Genomic DNA, 19,221 nt, shown 5'->3' with positions numbered 1-19,221 from the left:
TTACGCTCGCATGCTATCCCCCCAGGGGGGATATGGTCAAACCGCCCCCTCCAGAAAAGCCACCCGCTCAGGCATCGAAAGAACCTCAACATGCTCAGCAATCCCATCAGCACCAAGGTGATTTTTGCCCTTGCTCTCGCCATATTGATGGCTTGGGCTGGGCATACCTCTGCGCTGTTTATGGGGTCGAGGCAGCCTGCCGTGGGTGGCAGTGACGGCGCTCATTCGCATGCGCATGATGACGAGACGCTGGTCTGTGCTGCATACGGGGATCACTGCCACTCGCCGCTGACCGCCGACCATGTGCATGAAACACCGCATCTGACCGCGCTGCTGATCATTAGCACGCTGCCAGAACGTGCGCAGCCGATACTCGCCCCTCGCTACTCCATTCCTCCAAGCCCGATCTTCCTGATCGAGCGGCCACCGCGGGCCACATTCGTGCTCTGACACAGGCCGCTGTGCGGCCCAAGACCCCTTTAATTCAGGACTCAACCATGCATTCGCTATCTATGGGCGCAATAGACGCATCTCTCGTGCGCCCGAATCGCTCGTTACTGCTGCTGTTGTTTATGGCGCTGCTGTTTCTCGGCATGCCTGACGCACTGGCCCACGCTGTTGCCGAGGGCGACAAGGGCTTTATCCAGGAAAGCTCCGGGGTGATGGTGCTACCGTTTATCTACATGGGCGCTAAGCACATGATCACCGGCTACGACCATCTGCTGTTCCTCTTCGGGGTGATCTTCTTTCTCTACCGCCTGAAGGACGTGGGGCTCTACGTCACGCTGTTCGCCGTGGGTCACACCGTGACGCTGCTGCTGGGCGTACTGGCGGAAATCAACATCAGCTCCTACGTGATCGACGCCATCATCGGTTTCTCGGTGGTGTACAAGGCGCTGGATAACCTGGGCGCATTCCAGCGCTGGTTCGGCCACCAGCCGAACACCAAAGCGGCCACGCTGATCTTTGGCTTGCTGCATGGCTTTGGTCTGGCGACCAAGATTCAGGAGTACGAGATCTCGGCAGACGGCCTGATCACCAACCTGATCGCCTTCAACGTCGGCGTGGAAATCGGCCAGCTCCTGGCCCTGAGCGCCATCCTGATCGTCATGGGCTACTGGCGACGCACCGCCAGTTTCTGGCGCCATGCCTACACCGCCAACGTCGCCATGATGAGCGCCGGTTTCCTCTTGATGGGTTACCAACTCACCGGCCTGATCGTCTCTCAGTAAGGAATTCTCAGCATGTTCAATACCAAGCTCCCGACCCAAAGCGAATTGCCTACCAGCCGCCAACTGTTGCGCTCCACCGTAATCGCCGTGGCTGTTGCCGCTGCCTTGCTGGTTACCATGGTGATGCCTTCGGAGTACGCCATCGACCCAACGGGCGTTGGCCGCTTACTCGGCCTGACCCAGATGGGCGAAATGAAGAAAACCCTGGCCGAAGAAGCGGCTGCGGATGCAGCGGTTCAGCCAGCTGCGGCTCCAGTCGCTCAAGCTCCCGCGCCTGTTCAGCCGGTAGTGCAAGAGCCTGTTGCAGCAGCACCTGTGGCCGAACCCGTAGCTGAGCCTGAGCCAGCCCTGAAGTCAGATGAAGTGACCGTCACGCTGAAGCCGGGCGAGGCCAGTGAAATCAAACTGGAGATGCTGGACAAGGCCACTGTCAGCTACGAGTGGACAACCGATGGTGTGCCGGTCAACCACGACACCCATGGCGAGCCCTACAACGGCCCCAAGGGCTACTACCACAGCTACAGCAAGGCCAAGCAGATCACGGGAGACAAAGGCGAGTTCACTGCCATCTTCGACGGCACCCACGGCTGGTTCTGGCGCAACCGCAGCAACCAAGACGTGACCATCACGCTCAAGACCAAGGGCGAGTACCTGAGCGTCAAACGCGTTATCTAAGGCAAAAGCCCCTGCGTCATCAGGCGCTGGGGCTTCTACATCCCTGATCGAAACAGAAAGGATTACATGATGAAAACCACAACTACCCTGAGTCGCTCCCTGCTGCTGGTATGTCTGCTTGGCCTGCTGTCGGCCTGCGGTGGCGGTGAGCCGGAAACCCAGTCTGAAGTCGAAAGCCACGGCCACTCTCACGACTAAGAACTGAAGCGCTGTGTTGTCACGTGTAAGGAGCCGTTACTTGTACGTGACAATCAGCATATTCCTCTTCTTCCCGGGTTCCGTTCCATCGTGCAACTGACCTGCCGGAAACAGGTCTTGGCTTTGCTTTTCATGAGAAAGATTACGGCGCTGCGTTTTTTGCTTGACCTTGCCACGATGGTAAGGAGGAAAGTCGAATCATCAAACACCACCCCTAGTAGGAGCGAGCGATGACGACCTTCGAAGTAAAAGACATGACCTGTGGACACTGTATAAAAACCATTACCCAGGCTGTACTGACCGTGGACCCAACCGCCAAGGTGCAAATAGACCTATCTTCTCACCGAGTCCAGATTGAGTCGGTAAGCGCCGAAGCTGAACTCAGCCATGCAATTGTGAAAGCGGGATACTCCCCTATCGCAAAAACGGCCGAGGAAGCTTTCTCCACGCCGATCAAGACGAAAAGTAGGGGTTGCTGCTGCCATTGAGCACCACACAAGCTCAAGACCAGGTGCCACTCGCAGTCTGAATCGCCCCCGATTTTCTAGACACACCCGAATGGCCGCTATTGGCCCAGACCGTGTAAAAACGCAGCAAGCAATGGCAATCAACTGCCGGGGGATTTTCTAAGTGTCCAGAAGGCCGCCGGAGGCACCAATCAGGCGTATTCGGTGATTCCTGGTTGTGTGGCACTTTAGGCTTCGGTGCGCCTGCTGGAGGACGGCAGGACTCGTAAAACAGGTCTCAGGCCTTCATCGCGGCCATTAGGGCACCGCTGCCCAGCAAGCTCAACACGCGCTTGAGGTTGTAGGCGAGCACATGCAGGCTCATCTCTGTGCTCACCCGGTCGAGCGTTCTGGTGAGGAAATGGGTGCTCGACCGTTTGGCGACGGATCCGCATCATCTCGGGCGCTTGATCCAGGCGGGTCTGCATCGCCTCAAGTACAGCCTCATGCTCCCAGCGGCTCACCCGGCGCTGTGGACTCGGCGTACAGTGCTCTTTCAGCGCACAACCCTGGCAGTGCGAACTCCAGTAGCGGTGCAACTTCAGTCCTTTCTCGACGCTTGAGTACCGCCAGATCAGGTTTTCCCCTGCCGGGCATCGGTACTCGTTCTTGGCTGCGTCATAGATGAAATCACCTTTGCCGAAGCGGCCAGCCGCTGTCGCTCCCGAGGTCAGCGTCTTGGGTACGAAAACGGTGATGCCAGCCTCATGGCACGCAAGGATTTCTTCGCCTTTGAAATACCCTCTGTCTGCGACCGCCGATAGCTTCTCAACACCCATGGCCTCTCGCGCCTGTTTGGCCATGGCGCTCAGTTGGTCTCGATCGACTCCGTCGTTCGTGACCTCATGCGTCACGATCAGGTGGTGCTTCGCGTCGACCGCCGCCTGCACGTTGTAGCCGACCATGCCGGTGCCACGAGTCTTCATTGAGCGGGCATCGGGATCGGTCAGGGAGATCTGTTTGTCCGATGTTTCGTTGAGCTGTACTTCGATTTCCTTGAGTTCCTTCAGCTTAGTTTTCAAGGTCGCGATCTTTTCGTGGAGGCGTTCTGCTTTGACCTGCGCCACGGCAGGTTCCTGGCGATCAGCGGTATCCAGTGCAGTCAGGTAACGGTTGATGCTGGACTCGATTTCCTCCATTCGCCGCTGAAGCTTGGCACTGGTGAAGTTGCGGTCGCGGTTGTTGACCGCCTTGAACTTGCTGCCATCGATGGCCACAAGCGCTTCAGAGAACAGGCCAAGCTGCTGGCACAGCACCACGAACTGCCGACAGACACCGCGGATTGCCTTGCCGTTATCCTTGCGAAAGTTGGCGATGGTCTTGAAGTCCGGCATCAACCGTCCGGTCAGCCACATCAACTCAACGTTGCGCTGAGCCTCGCGTTCGAGACGGCGACTGGACTGGATGCGGTTGAGGTAACCGTAGATATAGATCTTCAGGAGATCGGCAGGATGGTAGGCGGGCCGACCTGTTTCCGCCGGGACGACACCGTCGAAACCCAGCTGGACAAGGTCGAGTTCATCGACGAAAACATCGACCACCCGCACCGGGTTGGTGTCCGCCACGTAGTCATCCAGGCTCTCGGGAAGCAGCGCGCTTTGGCCTCGATGCTCTCCTTGGATAAAACGCTTCATCGGCATCCCCCGCTGATTTGAATCCATCAAATCACAGCAAGGTCGATGCCAACGTTTTTACACAGCCTGGGCCGACTCCAGCCTGTTGCGACGGGCAACTCGCGGCCAGAAGCGGACATCCTGAGACAGCCGCTGAGAATATTAAGGATCCGAGACTAATAATAATTTGGGGAATCACCATTTTATAGATCGAGGGCGGCGGCATTTATCCGGCCGTATTGAACGATGCGACGACGTCGACAAGCTGTTGCCTGACCCAAACATGGGCGGGGTCGCCGTGAAAGCGTTCATTCCAGATCATGGCTGGTGACAGGGGCGCAACCTTTAGCGGCAGATCTAGGAGCGCAAGTGGGAGCCTTTTCGCAAGCAGGCGCGCCAAACGGCTGGGCAACGTGAGAATCATGTCGCTGTCCGCCACCAGCATCGCACCAGCAAGAAAGTGGGGAACTCGCAGCGCGACTTGGCGAGTGAGCCCCAGCGTCGAGAGCGCGACTTCGACCGCGCTCTCTCCCACTCCGGAAATGGTCACGGTGATGTGGCGCAAGGTCACATAACGCTCCAGGCTGAGTCCGTCTGTTACATAGGGGTGATCGGACCTCACTACGCACACCAAGCTATCAGCGTAAAGGCGGCGTCGATGGAGACTGCCGGGTAGTGTCTCGAAAATACCCAGTGCTAGATCTACGTCCCCCTGTTCGACAAGCCGCACGTTATCCCCAACAGGTTGCGCGATATGGAGACTTAGCGCCGGCGCATGGCGCTCGAAACGGGCGATTAAACCAGCAAGGACCGTCAGGCTCAGATGGTCGTGCGCGGCAATCGTGATTCGACCCGTTGCAGAGGCAGGGTCGAAGACGGCAGGCGAGACGATGCCTCTGGCATCGTCCAGCAGTTTAGCCACTGGAGCTGCCAGCATTTCGCCGCGTGGCGTCAGTTCCAGCCCGAGCTTGCCGCGAACCACCAGGCGATCACCCAGCATCGTGCGCAATCGCCCCAGAGCGCGGCTGGCGGCCGGTTGGCTCAAGCCCAGGCGGAGGCCCGCCTGCGTAACACTTCGCTCCCGAACGAGTGCTTCGAACAGCTTTAACAGATTGAGGTCGACCCTAGATAAATCCACTTGACGCATGTTAGCTATAACTTCCATATCATTTATGTACGTCGCGCAATCATCCACCATCCTGGTTCATCTAAACAGGAGATGTTGTATGACTGCTTATTCCCCCCTTCCTTATGCTGTATTCGGCGTGTCCGGCCGTACCGGCGCCGCAACCGCTGATGCTCTCTTGCGCTCCGGCCAGCCTGTGCGCGTCGTGGTGCGCGACTTGGGCCGAACGTGGCGCAGAAGTTGCCGTGGCCGACCTGACTGATCTGGCCGCAATGACCCAGGCACTCAGTCAGGTCCAAGGCGCCTATGTCGTCAGCCCGCAACACTACAGCCGTGAAGACCTGTTCGAGAGAGCAGAGTTGATTGCCGAGATCACGGCGCGCGCCGCAATTGCGGCGGACGTGCCCAGACTTGTGGCCCTTTCCTCGGTGGGTGCCGACCGTGAAAGCGGAACAGGGTGGATCAGGATGAACCGCATGTTCGAGCAGCGTTTGACCGATGCCGGAGTGTCCACCGTCTTCCTGCGCGCGGCCTATTTCATGGAGAACTGGATGCCGATGGTCGGGCAGGCCATGCGCAGCGGCACTCTGCCGACGTTTCTGGCACCACCGCAGCGTCTTCTCCCGATGGTGGCGACTGTGGATGTCGGTAGTGCTGCAGCTGCTTTGCTGCAAGAAAAAAGGACGGGGACCTGCGCCGTCACTCTCGCGGGGCCCAAAGACTATGCCCCGAACGATGTCGCTGCCATTGTTTCAGCCACGCTCGAGAAGCCTGTCGACGTTGCAGTTCTGCCGGAAACTGAGTGGCCAGAAGCGCTGGCGGATGCCCATTTCTCAAAGGCCGCCCTTGCTGGATTCACCGAAATGACCCGTGGCCTCAATTGCTCGCATATCGACATCAAGAGCGATCCCCGCGCGGTCGAATGGGTAGGAACAACTCCGCTCGAACGAGTTATCGGCGAACTGGTACAGCGTCAGCAATAAAGGCCAGCTGGCGTTATATGCGCAAACTTCGCCGCACTCGGTGACATGGGCTTAGCAAGTATTTCCGGATGAAGCCAAGTGCGTCGTGGTGTCCGCTAAAGCCAGTGCCAAGGCCGCTGCGACCGGCTATCGCGACACACTGCGGGCCTGACCGTCCGCTTCTGGCCGGTATTTGCCATTCGCCAGTGGCCGCTACGGGTCGTGAACAGCCCATAACGTAAGTTTCGTTATTTATGCTTCCCTGCTTCAATGGCTCGGATCGGGCACTGAGCGCTGGTCGCCGCGATTTGCCATATACGGCATTGCTCGACAGAATCGCGCCCCGATTCGGCTTAATGGCCGGACGTCAAGGCTGAGAAGGGGCTGGGGTTGAACGAGCAGACATTGTCTATGCGCCTGGAGCGTGTGGCGGCGCATGTGCCGGCAGGGGCGCGCCTGGCTGATATTGGCTCGGATCACGCCTATCTGCCGGTGGCGTTGATGCGCCGTGGTGCTATCGAGGCTGCAGTGGCGGGGGAGGTGGCGTTGACGCCGTTCCACGCGGCTGAACGTAGCGTGCGTGAAAGCGACCTGGGCCAACGCATCAGTGTGCGTCTGGCCGATGGTTTGGCGGCGATTGAGGCGGGCGATGCCATCACGGCGATCAGCATCTGCGGGATGGGCGGCGAGCGGATTCGCGACATCCTCGACAGCGGTAAGGCGCGCCTGAGTGGTCAGGAGCGTTTGATTCTGCAGCCCAACGGCGGCGAGCAGCCGCTGCGGCAATGGCTGATGGAAAGTGGCTACCGCATCCTCTGTGAGGAAGTGCTGCGGGAGAATCGCTTTGCCTACGAAATTATCGTGGCCGAACGTTCTGGACCTGTGACCTATAGCGCCGAGGAGTTGTACTTTGGCCCGCTGCAGATGCAGGCGCGCAGCCCGGCGTTCCTGGCCAAGTGGCAACGCCTGCTGCGCCTGAAGCAGCAGACCCTGGCCTACTTCGCTCAGGCGCGGCAAGAGGTGCCAGAGAAGAAGGTGCAGAAGGTCGCGCAACAGACGCAGTGGATTACTGAGCTGCTGGCGTAAGCCGGCGGCGCTGCGGGCAGGAGAGATGGGGGCAGATTTATTTATCGGGCAGACAGGCAGGGCCTGGCCATTTCCTGCTGTTGTGGGGGCTGGCTAGGTAGGATGGGTTGAGCGCAGCGATTGCCATGCTGTTATCTAAACAACGAAAACGGGATTGACGCCTTGCGCGCCAATCCCGTCGTGCTGTTAACCGCGCGACAGCGGCGGCGTACGCGGCGGCACCAGGCGCTTCGAACCGGTGGACTCGAAGGCGGCGGCAAAGCGCAGCAGGGCGGAGTCGTCATAGGCGCGGCCGGCGAAGGTCAGACCGGCGGGCATGCCGATATCGGCCATCACGCCCATCGGCACGGTGACGGTGGGCACGCCCAGATGACGGATCGCCAGGTTGCCGTTGGCCACCCACACGCCGTTGCTCCAGGCGATATCCGCAGACGCGGGATTGACGTCGGCATCCGCCGGGCCGACGTCGGCGACGGTGGGGAACAGCACGGCGTCGAGGCCGAGGTTGTCCATCCAGTCTTCCAGGTCGAGCTTGCGGGTGTGTTCCAGGCCACGCAGGCCATCGGGCAGGGTTTCGATCTGGTCCCAGTTCTTCAGGCCGCGCTTGGCCATATTGACGTATTCGTCCATGCCGGCGGCCAGGTCGCCTTCGCGATTGGGCAGGGTGCCGGGGTCGTGGGGGAAAATCTGCGGGCCGTCGACGTCGGCCAGTGTGTTCAGCTTCGGATCGCCGTTGGCGCGCAGGAAGTCGTCAAAGGCCCAGCCGCTCAGCTCCCACAGCTCGTCATGCAAAAACTCTGGGGTGACGATGCCACGGTTGTAAACGGTCGGCGCGCCTGGGCGGTCGCCTTCGCAGTTGGACACCAGCGGGAAGTCGACTTCGATGACTTCGGCGCCAGCGGCTTCCAGCGCCTTGCGTGCGGCTTCCCACAGGTCGATCACCGAGGCGCGGGTGTGGATACGCTGGCCGGTCGGGCCGTCGATGCCTGGGTTTTCGCTGGTGCCGGCGGCGTCATCCTGGTTGATAAACATACGCGGCACGCCAAAGCGTTTGCCGGCCAGGGCATCGGCCTTGGCGGCCAGGTCGGCATAGGCGGCTGGACGTATATCGGAGGCTTTCGGGATCGCTACCCAGGGCTGCAGGCGCCAGAGGTCGCCACGGTTGTCCGGGTCGTCGGCGACCACGATGTCGAGTATTTCGAGTAGGTCGGCCATGGTCCGGGCATAGGGCACGACCACGTCCATGGTCGGTGTCAGCGGCCAGTTGCCGCGCACCGAGATCACCCCGCGTGACGGCGTGTAGGCGCACAGGCCATTGTTCGAGGCCGGGCCGCGACCGCTGGACCAGGTTTCTTCGGCCAGGCCAAAAGCGGCAAAGCTGGCGGCAGTGGCCGTGCCGGCGCCGTTGGATGAGCCCGAGGCGAAGGGCGCAGTAAGGTAGGCCGCGTTGTACGGGCTTTCCGCGCGGCCATAGACGCCGCGCTGCATGCCGCCGTTGGCCATGGGCGGCATATTGGTTTTACCCAGGCAGATGGCTCCGGCGCCGCGCAGACGCTCGACGGTAAAGGCATCGCGATAGGCGACCAGGTCCTTGAAGGCCGGGCTGCCGGAGGCGGCGGTCAGGCCCTTGACCAGGTAGCTGTCCTTGGCGGTGTAGGGAATGCCGTCCAGCGGACCAAGTGTTGCACCACGGGCGCGGCGTTCATCGGCAGCCTGAGCTTCCTTGAGCGCGTCGGGGTTGCGCACCACCACGGCATTGAGTCGGGTCGGCGTGCTGGCAGCGTCGTAGGCATCGATGCGGGCGAGGTAGGCCTGTACCAGTTCGACCGCCGTGGTCTGGCCGGCTTCGAGCGCGGCGCGCAGTTCGGCAATGGAAAGCTCGGTTACCTCGATCATGCTGTCACCGCTGGCTGTTGAAGAGCATTGTTCATATCAGTTCTCGTGGCGCTGTTGTGTACGCGTTGAACAGGTTGCTGGCGTCTATTTTAGCCGCGTGCCGGGGTGGCCAAGCCCTTGATCACCGCCGGGCGAGCGACAAAGGCTTGCAGCACCCGCTGCACATTGCTGAAACGCTCGAATTCCACCAGTTCACCGGCTTCGTAGAAACCCACCAGGTTTCGCACCCAGGGGAACACGGCGATATCGGCGATGCTGTAGTCCTCGCCCATGATCCAGCTGCGGCCTTGCAGGCGTTGTTCGATAACGCCGAGCAGGCGCTGGGATTCGGCGACGTAACGGTCGCGCGGGCGTTTGTCCGGGTAGTCCTTGCCGGCGAATTTATGGAAGAAGCCCAGCTGGCCGAACATCGGGCCGATGCCGCCCATCTGCCACATCAGCCACTGCAGGGTTTCGTAACGCGTGGCGGCGTCTTCGGCCAAGAGCTGGCCGGTCTTTTCTGCCAGGTAGATCAGTATCGCCCCGGACTCGAACAACGCCAGCGGTTTACCGCCCGGGCCGTTGGGGTCGAGGATCGCCGGGATTTTGTTGTTCGGGTTGAGCGAGAGGAATTCTTCGCTGAGCTGATCGTTGGTGTCGAAGCTGACCAGGTGCGGCTCATAGGCCAGGCCAATCTCTTCCAGCATGATCGAGGCTTTCACGCCGTTGGGCGTGGGCAGCGAATAGAGCTGCAGGCGCTCTGGGTGCTGGGCAGGCCATTTTTGCGTAATTGGGTAAACGGAAAGATCTGACATGAGCGCTCCGGATTAAGGTGGCGAAAGGCGCAGGGTAACGGTGATTGGCCATTTGGTCAGGTTGCAGGTTTTTCCCCGCGCGCAGAAATCGGTATGGTTGGGGCCATCTCAACCCCAGCTCACTGGAGAACATTGATGAGCCTGCACGGCGAATACGACAACCAGAATATCTTTGCCCAGATCATCCGCGGCGAAGCCCCTTGCTACAAGCTCTACGAGGATGAGGATGTGCTGGCCTTCCTCGATGTGTTTCCGCAGTCCTTTGGCCATACCCTGGTGATCCCCAAGCGCTCGGCGGCGCGCAATATTCTGGAAATCGACAGCGACAGCCTGAGCAAGGTGATGGCCGTGGTGCAGAAGCTGACTGGGGTGATCGTCGACGAGCTGGAGCCTGCCGGGGTGCAGGTGGCGCAGTTCAATGGCGCACCAGCCGGGCAGACGGTGTTCCACATTCATATGCATATCGTGCCGCGCTACGCCGGCGAAGCGCTCAGCGTACATGCCGGTGGCAAGGCGACCCCGGAAGAGCTGGCGGCGTTGCAGACGCGTTTGCTCAAACGTATCGCCGGTTGATCAATGCCAGGTTGCGGCGGCGCATCAGTCTGTACTTGAGGCCGGCCGCGCCAGGGGCAATACTCAAGCCGTTTTGGCTGTTTCCCTTTGCTGTTTTCTGCGCCCATGGAGGGCTTCCATGCGTCATATGCGATTGACTTGTGCCGTTTTACCGCTGTTGCTGTTGGCCGGCTGTTCGTCCTGGAAGCCCGCGCCAGAGGATGTCAAACCTGTGCCGGCGGACCGTTTGCTGGGCTATCAGGCGCCGCTGGGGCAGGGTGGAGAGTTGCAGGTCAATCGCGACTTCGGCGGCATGGGCGGCGGCTGCTATGTGGCTGTGCTGGTCGACCGCAAGGTGGCCGCGCGCATCGGCGTGGGTGAGCAGGTGCGTTTTCAGGTGCCGGTTGGCACGCGGGTGCTGAGCATCGGTATCGACGAGATGGACGACACCCTGTGCGGCATGGGCCGCCTGCGCCGTGAGCTGGCGGTGAAGGTTGAGCCGGGCTCGCAGCAGAACTTCCGTATCGTCAGCGATAACCGCAAAGGTTTCGACATCCTCCCGGTGACTCAGTAACGCGCAAGAAACCGGTGCCTGCTCGTCAGGCGCCGGTGTGCTCGCTCAGCAACGCTTCCAGCCACTGCATAAATACCCGCACCCGCTGCGGCTGATGACGGCGCTGGGCGTAGAGCAGGCTGATCGGCATGGGCGGCGGCAGGTAATCCGGCAACAGGCTGTGCAGCTGCCCGCTGGCCAGCAACTCGCTAACGCCGAGCAGTGGAGCCTGGATAATTCCCAGCCCGCCCAGGCACGCGCCTTCATAGGCATCGACGTTATTTACCGTGACATTCCCCGCCATCGGCAGCTGTTGCAGCGCGCCGTCGGCCAGGTATTCAAAACCGCTTGAGCGGCTGCCGAGTACCGGCACGTAGTGGATCAGTCGATGTTCAGCCAAGTCATCGAGGCTCTGCGGGGTGCCGTAGCGCGCCAGGTAGGCGCTGCTGGCGCAGTTGACCATGGACAACTGGCCGAGCGGGCGGACGATCAGATTGGGTTCGTTGACCACACCGATACGCAGCACGCAGTCGAAGCCTTCACGCACCAGGTCTACGCGTCGATCACTGCTGCTGATCTCCAGTTCGATGCCGGGATGCTGCGCGGTAAATTCTCCCAGCCGCGGTGCCACCAAGCGCCGCGCCAGGCCAGTGGGCATGTCGATGCGCAGGCGACCGCTAAGCTGCGCGCCGTCCTGGCGGAACAGGCTTTCCAACTCTTCCATATTGGCCAGCATGTCCTTGCTGCGTTCATACAGCGCCAGGCCATCCTGGGTTGGCTGCACCTTGCGCGTGGTGCGGTGCAGCAAACGTGTGCCGAGCAAGGCTTCCAGGCTCTGCACCTGCTGCGACACGCTCGACCTGGGCAGGCCAAGGCTGTCGGCGGCCTGGGTAAAGCTGGCCAGCTCGCTGACGCGGACAAAGGTGCGCAGCAGTTCCAGGGTGTTCATGGGCGGGCGCTCCATTGAATTGTTCGTGATTGATGATCAGTGTTTTCAATTTCGCTGCGTTTATCCAGCTCAATACGAGCAATAACCTGTGCTCACTGATTGCAAGCACTGCACTGTTAGTCAACTGAAGGAGCACGCACATGACTCGTAAAATCGCATTGATCACTGGCGCAAGCCGCGGCCTGGGGCGCAACACCGCTCTGCATCTGGCGGCCCAGGGTATCGACATCATCGGCACTTATCACAGCCAGGCGGCTGATGCGCAGAGTCTGGCAGCTGAGATCGAACAACTCGGCGCACGTGCGTTGATGCTGCAGCTGGATGTCAGCCAGAGCAGCAGCTTTGCCGCGTTTGCCGACGCAGTGGCGGCCGGGTTGCAGGGCACCTTCGGTCGCTATGATTTCGACTTTCTGATCAACAACGCCGGTATCGGCATCCACGCCAGCTTTGCCGAAACCACTGAGGCGCAGTTTGATCAACTGGTGAATATCCAGCTCAAGGGGCCGTTTTCCTTACTCAGCAGCTGCTGCCGCTGATCGCCGAGCAGGGCCGCATCGTCAATATTTCCACCGGTCTGGCGCGTTTCAGCCTGCCGGGTTATGCCGCCTATGCGGCGATGAAGGGTGGCATCGAGGTGTGGACGCGCTACCTGGCCAAGGAGCTGGGACTGCGTGGTATCAGTGTCAACGTGCTGGCCCCTGGCGCTATCGAGACCGACTTTGGGGGCGGCGTGGTGCGCGACAACAGCCAGGTCAACGCTTTTATCGCCGCTAACACGGCTCTGGGCCGGGTGGGCCTGCCGGACGATATTGACGGCGCGATTGCCATGCTGCTAAGCGACGGTAGCCGCTGGATTACCGGGCAGCGGATTGAAGCCTCGGGCGGCATGTTCCTTTGACGCTGTTCATCCTGTGATGGGGCTGGCTGCGTTTATCTGGCAGAGGCGTAGAATCCGCTCGTTTTAACAACGGAGACGGATCGTGAAGGGATTGCCGATTGCCATTGTCGGGGCCGGTACGGCGGGTTTGGCCACGGCGCTGTTCCTCGCTCGCCAAGGTTTCAGCGTGCGCCTGCTGGAGCGAGTGCCGGAACTGCAGCCAGTGGGTGCCGGGGTGTTGTTGCAACCTTCGGGGCTGGCGGTGTTGCAGCAACTGGGACTGTTTGCCGAATGCAGTGGCCTGGGGGCGGCGGTCAGCCGCCTGTTCGGCACCTCGGCCAATGGCTGGGTGATCCTCGATACCCGTTATGTGCATTGGCAACCCGGCAGTTTCGGCATGGGCATTCATCGCAGCGTGTTGCTCACGGCTCTGCTCAACGCGGCACGGCAAGCTGGGGTACAGATCGAAACCGGCGTGCATATCAGCCGTTTCAGCCAGTACGGCAGCCATGTGCAGTTGTATCGCCAGGACGAACAGGGCGTCGAGCAGCCATTCGGCGAGTTCGCCGCGCTGGTGCTTGCCGATGGTGTGCGTTCGGCCTTGCGTGGGCAGATGCAGGTCAAACAGTGGCTGCAGCCTTACCCCTGGGGCGCGCTGTGGAGCATTGTGCCGACCCCGGCTTCATCGCCAAACGCGCCGGAGGCCACGGACCTGCGTCAGTGGTACCGCGACTGTGCGCAGATGTTCGGCATCATGCCCACCGGGCGTACCCACTTGAACCGCGAGCAAGCCCTGAGCAGCCTGTTCTGGAGCCTGCCGGTGGCGCAGTTTGACGCCTGGCGTGAAGCCGGCTTGGCTGCCTGGAAAACCCAGGTGCTGCAACTGGCCGGCAGCGCTGCTGAGCCCTTTGTTGAACTGATCGAACGCCCCGAACAACTGAGCCAGGCGGTGTATGCCGATGTGCGCATGCAGCAGTGGCACGACGGCCGGGTGATCGCCATCGGCGACTGCGCTCATGCCATGAGCCCGCAACTGGGCCAGGGCGCGAATATGGCCCTGGTGGATGCGGCTGCTTTATCCGCAGCTGTTACCGCACAGAGCACACCAACGGACTGCGACTGGTCTGCGGTATTCGCTGCCTATGCCAGCAGCCGGCGTGATCACCTGCGTTATTACCGCCAAGCCAGTCGCCTGCTTACCCCGCTGTTCCAATCCCACAGCCGCAGCCTGGCCTGGCTGCGTGACAGCGTGCTGTTGCTGGCGCGGCACAATCCATTTGGCCGTGCGCATGCGGTCAGCACTCTGGTGGGTGGGCGCAGTGGTTGGTTGTGGTCAAACGCTGAAAAGTGCGCACTGCATGCGTGGAGCGGGGAACAGGCGCAGGGCGAGGGAGTACCAGCAAGGTACGAAAAGCGTGAGCTCGCTCTGCACAAGGTTTAGCGGTTTGAGTTGTCAGTCCTGTTGCAGGCTGCGTAGCTCCTGCTGGCTGAGCTCCAGCCATTTCTTGTGCAATATGCGGTAGTGCTTGGCAGCGCGGCGGGCGTAGGTCTGGATCTGTTGCTGCATTTCACGCGCTTCACGTTGGCGGCCCAGGATGCGCAGCAGTACAGCGTAGCGATAGGCGGCTTCGGGGCCGGCGTAGTAGCTACTCAGCGCTTTGTATTCCTCTTCAGCCTTGAGGGTTTCGCCCAAGGCTTCGAGCGTGCGGGCATAGAGCAAGTGACCGTCGGAGGAGCGGAAGTCGGGGTTCTTGTTGATCAACTGCTCTAGGCTTTCGCGGCAGCCTGAGAAATCGCTGTGTGCAAAGCGGGCCCTGGCCAAGCCGAGAAGAATATCCGGCGCGTCGTTGTGAATCCCCCGCAAGGCTATCTGATAGTGCTTGGCCGCTTCTTCGGCCTGGTCCATACGCAACAGTTCATCGGCCAGGTTGACGCGGGTGTCACGGGTGTCACGGGTGTCACGAATCTCCAACTCATCACGAAGGGCACGCAGATGGCGATCGGGGTCGATGCTGTCGTGCAAGCGGTTAATGGCTCGACGTCCACGGTGGCTGCCGAGCATGTCGGGCAGCATGATGCCGAGGAAGTAGATCAGGCAGCCGAGGCCAGGTAGGGCGATGATCAGGTAGATCCAGTAGCGCTCCTGCCCACTGCGCACTACGTGCAGACCACAGGTTACTTGGCAGGCGATAACGAGCAGGGCGAGTACGGGCATGGCAATGATCCAGTCCTTTGGAATAGAGGTAAGTCGCGCAAACGCGTGTATCAGATCACGGATGATGGCCGGTTGCCAGGCGCGGCCATGGCAGCTGTGGCGTGGATCACAGCTGGCCCGGCTGGTAGGCTGTGCTGGCTGAATCCATGTTCATAAGGATGCGTACATGCCGTCATCGTTGGAGATATTTGCCAATTTGTTTTACCTAGTTGCCGTGCTGCTTGCGGCGCGCAACTCAGTCCACACATGGTCGGATTGGTCGGTTGTTTGCTGTTCGGTTGGTTGTTCTTCGACGTGCAGTTATATGCAGATGTAACCCTGCAGATTTTTTTCATCGCGACCAGTCTGCTTGGCTGGTGGGGCTGGCTGCATGGGCAGAACGGTGCTGCTTTATCAATCAGTCGTACGCCTTGGTTCGGGCTGCTGCTGACCATGTTGATCGCGCTACTGGTCGCGATGGGCTACGGAGCGCTTCTGCATTACTTCACCAATGCCTATGCGCCCTTTATCGACTCTCTGGTGCTGACGTTCAGCGTGCTAGCGCAGTTGTTGTTAATGCGCCGCAAACTAGAAAACTGGTACTGCTGGCTATTGGTCAACAGCCTTGCTGTGCCGTTGTTCGCCTCTCGTGAACTCTATCTGACGGCCTTTATCTATGGCCTGTTCTGGTGTAACGCCTGGTATGGCTTGTACCGCTGGCAGCGCGAGTTGTCCGCGCTGGATTCTTCAACAGCTACTGCCGGGCAGCGAGCCTGAGTATGGCCAAGACGTTTGCCAGTGGCTTGGTGGTGGGCAAGTTCGCCCCTCTGCATCTTAGGCATGAGTGGCTGATTCAGCAGGCTCAGGCGCAGTGCGAGCGCCTTTATCTGCTCAGTTGGTCACTGCCGGAGTTCGACGGTTGTGCAGCCGCTCGCCGCGAGCGCTGGTTGCATGTGCGTTTTCCTGAATTGTCCTGTTGGGTGTTGACGCCTGAGCGGGTAGCTGACTGGCAGAGCGAGGGGCTGCAGCTGCCGTCTTTGCCGTACAACAATGAGCCTGAGACACATCAGCGTCAGTTCGTGGCTGATTTTTGTTTGCAGGTGCTGCGCGAGCCGGTTGAGGCGGTATTTACCAGCGAGGCTTATGGCGATGGTTTTGCCGCGCACCTGACAAGTTGTTTTGGTCGCCCAGTCCGGCATGTGGAACTGGACCGAGCGCGCCAGCGGGTGCCGATCTCGGCCTCGCGTCTGCGCGCCGATGTGCACGGCTTACGCCATTATCTGGCGCCTGAGGTGTACGGCGACTTTGTCGAGCACATTGGCCTATTAGGCGGCGAGTCAACCGGCAAAAGCAGTCTCGCCCAGGCCCTGGCTGAGTCTCTGCAGACCCTTTATGCCGCTGAATTTGGCCGTGAACTGTGGGAGATTCGCGGTGGCGATTTGGCCTACGACGACCTGCTGCATATCGGTCGTAGCCAGGTTGCGCGTGAGCATGCGTTGGCTGCACAGTGTCGACATTATTTGGTCTGTGATACCACGCCGTTGACTACTCTTTTTTATTCTCGCGAACTGTTTGGGGGGGCTGAGGCCGAGTTGGAGAGCTTGGCAGAGCGCCGCTACACGCATCTATTTCTTTGCGCCGACGATTTTCCCTTCGTCCAGGACGGTACGCGCCAGGGCGAGTCATTCCGCCATCGACAGAACTGCTGGTACGAGGACGAGCTGCAACGCCGAGGTTGGGCCTACACGCGGCTAAGTGGCTCGCTTTCGCAGCGCGTCAAGCAAGTGTTGGAGTATTTGGCTGCGCAACGTTAAGTCCAGGCTAGTTGAGTGTTTACTGCATCCCCGGCAAAAAACGCTCCAGCAGACGCTGCGCCTCACCATTTTCCTGTTGCTCGATGATGATCTGGTTAAGTCGGTTGATCAGCTCGTGGGCGCGGGGTGAGCCTTTGCTGATCATCAGGTAGAAGGTCTTCTGTTGCGGTAGCGGCAGAGGCGTGAGCTGCCCCGGGTCGCTGTAGGTGCCGATGGTAATGCCGCCGAGCAGGGGTTCGATCTCGCTGGGGAAGAAGTCGCAGCGCTGGCGGTCGAGCATTTCGAGGTTCTGCTGAATGGTTGGCAGTCGTTCCAGGGGCCAGTCGATGCCGTAGGGCTGGTAATTGAAACCGATCACGCCGCAGACCTTGAGTTGGCGCAAGTCATCGGGCAGCGTCAGTTGCGGCGGCTCGGCAAAGCGTTTGCGTGAGTAGAACAGTCCCAGGCGGGTTTTGTAGAGCGGCACGCGGTAATAGAGAAGGCCCGCGCGGGTGCTGTTGAAGCTGGCGTCCCAGGTCATTTCGCAGCGGCCTTTGCTGGCGAAGTCAGCCAGCTCCTGTTGCGCGCGAGCCCATGGCATGTAGTGGATGCGGTAATCCAGTCCGAGGCTTTCCAGCGCCTTGAGCACCAGGGTGGCCGAGTAGCCGGTCAGCCGGCTTTGCTCAGGTTCGCCGTTGACCCGCTCCCAGAAGCTGTAGGGCGGCCACTCGTAGCTGTCGCCCAGGCAGATTTGCACCGGTGGTTGTGTGGCGTGGGCGTTGATGGCGACGCTAAGGGCAAGCAGTGCCAGGCTAATACGCATGTAAGACCTCCCATGCTGCTGACGGCGATTGGAGTGCTATCAGCGTAGCCGAGGTGTGTCGTGAGCATCGCCTTTTACAGTTTCGGGCCAGGGCGTTCTGGTTGTTCGCGACGCGTCTGGCCACCTCTGCCTCGCCTTGGTGCAACTGTGCGAAGTAGTGCAGGTGCAGTGCGTTATTGATATCCGCCAAGAGTTACTTGTTGTGCTGCGGTCTTAACGGTTGTTCCTGGATAGGATTGATAGGTGTGCTGTCGAGTGTTGTTAGGGATCCTCTGAAGTAGCTATGCATTTCTGGCTGACGTCAGCCTCTGCTGATTTCGAAAGTGATAAATCGATCAAAAACGATCAGATTACCGGCTCATTTCTGTGTTTTTAGCCGCCGCGAGCACCTCGCGGCAGCCATTTCCAGCATTACGGGCGCACCTCTCCTGCATTCGTCAGTAAATGTCGGCGCGCCATCCACAGATTTGACAGCGCGAATAAAGTCACCAGTTGCGCCGTGTTTTTGACCAGGCCACGGAAGCGCGTCTTCACATAACCGAACTGACGCTTGATCACCCGAAACGGATGCTCGACCTTGGCTCGCACTTGGGCCTTGGCCTTCTCGATTTTGCGCTTGGCTTTGTACAGCGCGCTGCGCTTACCGAGTTTCTTGTAAGTGCTACGCCGTGCTGCAACCTGCCAGATCACTTGACGGCCCTCATGCTCGGGGCGCTTCTCGACACCGGTATATCCGGCATCGGCCCCCACCATGTTTTCCTCGCCGTGCAGCAGCTTATCGACCTGGGTGACATCCGCCACGTTGGCGGCAGTACCCACCACGCTGTGCACCAAGCCAGACTCGTCATCCACCCCGATGTGCGCCTTCATGCCGAAGTAATACTGATTGCCTTTCTTGGTTGAGTGCATCTCAGGGTCACGCTTACCGTTCTTGTTCTTGGTTGAACTCGGCGCGTTGATCAGCGTGGCATCGACGATGGTGCCTTGGCGCAGCGACAAACCACGGTCACCCAGGTAGCCATTGATCACGGCCAGGATGCCGGCAGCCAGTTCGTGTTTTTCCAGCAAGCGGCGGAAGTTGAGGATGGTGGTTTCGTCAGGAATGCGCTCCAGAGTCAGCCCGGCAAACTGGCGTAGGATGGTGGTCTCGTACAGCGCCTCTTCCATCGCCGGATCGCTGTAACCGAACCAGTTTTGCATCAGATGCACTCGCAGCATCGCCATCAGCGGATAGGACGGTCGGCCGCCTTCACCCTTTGGATAATGCGGCTCGATCAAAGCGATCAACCCTTTCCATGGCACTACCCGATCCATCTCGATCAGGAACAATTCTTTGCGGGTCTGCTTGCGCTTGCCGGCGTACTCGGCGTCGGCGAAGGTCATCTGCTTCAT

The 19,221-nt window shown here is 60.1% G+C and carries 19 protein-coding genes and 2 pseudogenes; 13 read left to right on the top strand and 8 right to left on the bottom strand.

Translation table 11 applies throughout. From position 1 onward, the window contains the following. Positions 1-90: 90 nt before the first annotated feature. From BLW24_RS00595 to BLW24_RS00580, 5 genes are all read left to right on the top strand, one after another. Complete coding sequence (locus BLW24_RS00595) at positions 91-450, top strand: hypothetical protein (protein WP_090375409.1); 360 nt, start codon at positions 91-93, stop codon at positions 448-450. A gap of 47 nt (positions 451-497) precedes the next feature. Then, positions 498-1,232 (top strand): HupE/UreJ family protein, encoded by a 735-nt coding sequence (locus tag BLW24_RS00590; RefSeq protein ID WP_090375408.1) that lies wholly within the window; start codon positions 498-500, stop codon positions 1,230-1,232. A gap of 12 nt (positions 1,233-1,244) precedes the next feature. Then, the gene (locus BLW24_RS00585) at positions 1,245-1,907 is read left to right on the top strand and encodes a transmembrane anchor protein (protein WP_090375406.1); all 663 of its coding nucleotides are present in this window, start codon (positions 1,245-1,247) and stop codon (positions 1,905-1,907) included. A gap of 69 nt (positions 1,908-1,976) precedes the next feature. Continuing rightward, positions 1,977-2,105 carry a hypothetical protein gene (locus BLW24_RS26780; protein WP_276326431.1) on the top strand — a complete coding sequence of 43 codons (129 nt, stop codon included), beginning with the start codon at positions 1,977-1,979 and terminating at the stop codon, positions 2,103-2,105. Between the two features lie 230 nt (positions 2,106-2,335). Then, the gene (locus BLW24_RS00580) at positions 2,336-2,593 is read left to right on the top strand and encodes a heavy-metal-associated domain-containing protein (RefSeq protein WP_090375405.1); all 258 of its coding nucleotides are present in this window, start codon (positions 2,336-2,338) and stop codon (positions 2,591-2,593) included. 256 nt (positions 2,594-2,849) lie between these two features. Here BLW24_RS00580 and BLW24_RS00575 read toward each other — a convergent pair. Both BLW24_RS00575 and BLW24_RS00570 read right to left on the bottom strand, forming a co-directional pair. Beyond that, positions 2,850-4,245, bottom strand: a pseudogene (locus BLW24_RS00575) (IS1182 family transposase). 205 nt (positions 4,246-4,450) lie between these two features. Further along, positions 4,451-5,371: a LysR family transcriptional regulator gene (locus tag BLW24_RS00570; RefSeq protein WP_208600122.1), complete on the bottom strand. Its 921-nt coding sequence runs from the start codon at positions 5,369-5,371 to the stop codon at positions 4,451-4,453. A 104-nt stretch (positions 5,372-5,475) separates the two neighbouring features. Here BLW24_RS00570 and BLW24_RS00565 point away from each other — a divergent pair, with 104 nt between their 5' ends. Further along, positions 5,476-6,333: an NmrA family NAD(P)-binding protein gene (locus BLW24_RS00565; protein ID WP_338062040.1), complete on the top strand. Its 858-nt coding sequence runs from the start codon at positions 5,476-5,478 to the stop codon at positions 6,331-6,333. A gap of 369 nt (positions 6,334-6,702) precedes the next feature. Further along, the gene (locus BLW24_RS00560; protein WP_338062039.1) at positions 6,703-7,398 is read left to right on the top strand and encodes a tRNA (adenine(22)-N(1))-methyltransferase; all 696 of its coding nucleotides are present in this window, start codon (positions 6,703-6,705) and stop codon (positions 7,396-7,398) included. 186 nt (positions 7,399-7,584) lie between these two features. On the opposite strand, the gene BLW24_RS00555 is transcribed toward BLW24_RS00560, so the two are convergent. Both BLW24_RS00555 and BLW24_RS00550 read right to left on the bottom strand, forming a co-directional pair. Next, a complete protein-coding gene (locus BLW24_RS00555; RefSeq protein ID WP_090375398.1) occupies positions 7,585-9,294 on the bottom strand; it encodes an amidase in 1,710 nt (569 codons plus the stop codon). A gap of 89 nt (positions 9,295-9,383) precedes the next feature. Further along, on the bottom strand, positions 9,384-10,088 hold the full coding sequence (locus BLW24_RS00550) for a glutathione binding-like protein (RefSeq protein ID WP_090375395.1): 705 nt from the start codon (positions 10,086-10,088) through the stop codon (positions 9,384-9,386). 135 nt (positions 10,089-10,223) lie between these two features. On the opposite strand from BLW24_RS00550, the gene BLW24_RS00545 reads away from it, so the two are divergent. Together BLW24_RS00545 and BLW24_RS00540 are read left to right on the top strand one after the other, a co-directional pair. Beyond that, positions 10,224-10,661, top strand: coding sequence for an HIT family protein (locus BLW24_RS00545; RefSeq protein ID WP_090375393.1), 438 nt, complete (start codon positions 10,224-10,226; stop codon positions 10,659-10,661). 127 nt (positions 10,662-10,788) lie between these two features. After that, a complete protein-coding gene (locus tag BLW24_RS00540; RefSeq protein ID WP_090387586.1) occupies positions 10,789-11,214 on the top strand; it encodes a 3-isopropylmalate dehydratase in 426 nt (141 codons plus the stop codon). A gap of 25 nt (positions 11,215-11,239) precedes the next feature. Here the strand turns inward: BLW24_RS00540 and BLW24_RS00535 are convergent, their stop codons facing one another. Next, positions 11,240-12,142 (bottom strand): LysR family transcriptional regulator, encoded by a 903-nt coding sequence (locus tag BLW24_RS00535; RefSeq protein WP_090375391.1) that lies wholly within the window; start codon positions 12,140-12,142, stop codon positions 11,240-11,242. 140 nt (positions 12,143-12,282) lie between these two features. On the opposite strand from BLW24_RS00535, the pseudogene BLW24_RS00530 reads away from it, so the two are divergent. Beyond that, positions 12,283-13,040, top strand: a pseudogene (locus BLW24_RS00530) (SDR family NAD(P)-dependent oxidoreductase). A gap of 82 nt (positions 13,041-13,122) precedes the next feature. Beyond that, a complete protein-coding gene (locus BLW24_RS00525) occupies positions 13,123-14,460 on the top strand; it encodes an FAD-dependent oxidoreductase (protein WP_090375389.1) in 1,338 nt (445 codons plus the stop codon). 12 nt (positions 14,461-14,472) lie between these two features. Here BLW24_RS00525 and BLW24_RS00520 read toward each other — a convergent pair whose 3' ends face one another. Continuing rightward, positions 14,473-15,234: a hypothetical protein gene (locus tag BLW24_RS00520; protein ID WP_090375387.1), complete on the bottom strand. Its 762-nt coding sequence runs from the start codon at positions 15,232-15,234 to the stop codon at positions 14,473-14,475. Between the two features lie 246 nt (positions 15,235-15,480). Here BLW24_RS00520 and pnuC point away from each other — a divergent pair, with 246 nt between their 5' ends. Beyond that, the gene (pnuC, locus tag BLW24_RS00515) at positions 15,481-15,990 is read left to right on the top strand and encodes a nicotinamide riboside transporter PnuC (protein ID WP_244161051.1); all 510 of its coding nucleotides are present in this window, start codon (positions 15,481-15,483) and stop codon (positions 15,988-15,990) included. A 2-nt stretch (positions 15,991-15,992) separates the two neighbouring features. Further along, entirely contained in the window at positions 15,993-17,027 is a 1,035-nt protein-coding gene (locus tag BLW24_RS00510) for an AAA family ATPase (protein WP_090375385.1), read from the top strand. Between the two features lie 19 nt (positions 17,028-17,046). Here the strand turns inward: BLW24_RS00510 and BLW24_RS00505 are convergent, their stop codons facing one another. Continuing rightward, entirely contained in the window at positions 17,047-17,829 is a 783-nt protein-coding gene (locus tag BLW24_RS00505; RefSeq protein WP_090375382.1) for a substrate-binding periplasmic protein, read from the bottom strand. 411 nt (positions 17,830-18,240) lie between these two features. After that, complete coding sequence (locus BLW24_RS00500) at positions 18,241-19,221, bottom strand: IS5 family transposase (protein ID WP_090375326.1); 981 nt, start codon at positions 19,219-19,221, stop codon at positions 18,241-18,243.

The sequence above is a fragment of the Pseudomonas anguilliseptica genome (assembly GCF_900105355.1).
Taxonomy (GTDB): Bacteria; Pseudomonadota; Gammaproteobacteria; order Pseudomonadales; family Pseudomonadaceae; genus Aquipseudomonas; species Aquipseudomonas anguilliseptica.
The sequence above is the reverse complement of the archived record's forward strand: the minus strand, read 5'-3'. Positions and strand labels throughout refer to the sequence as shown.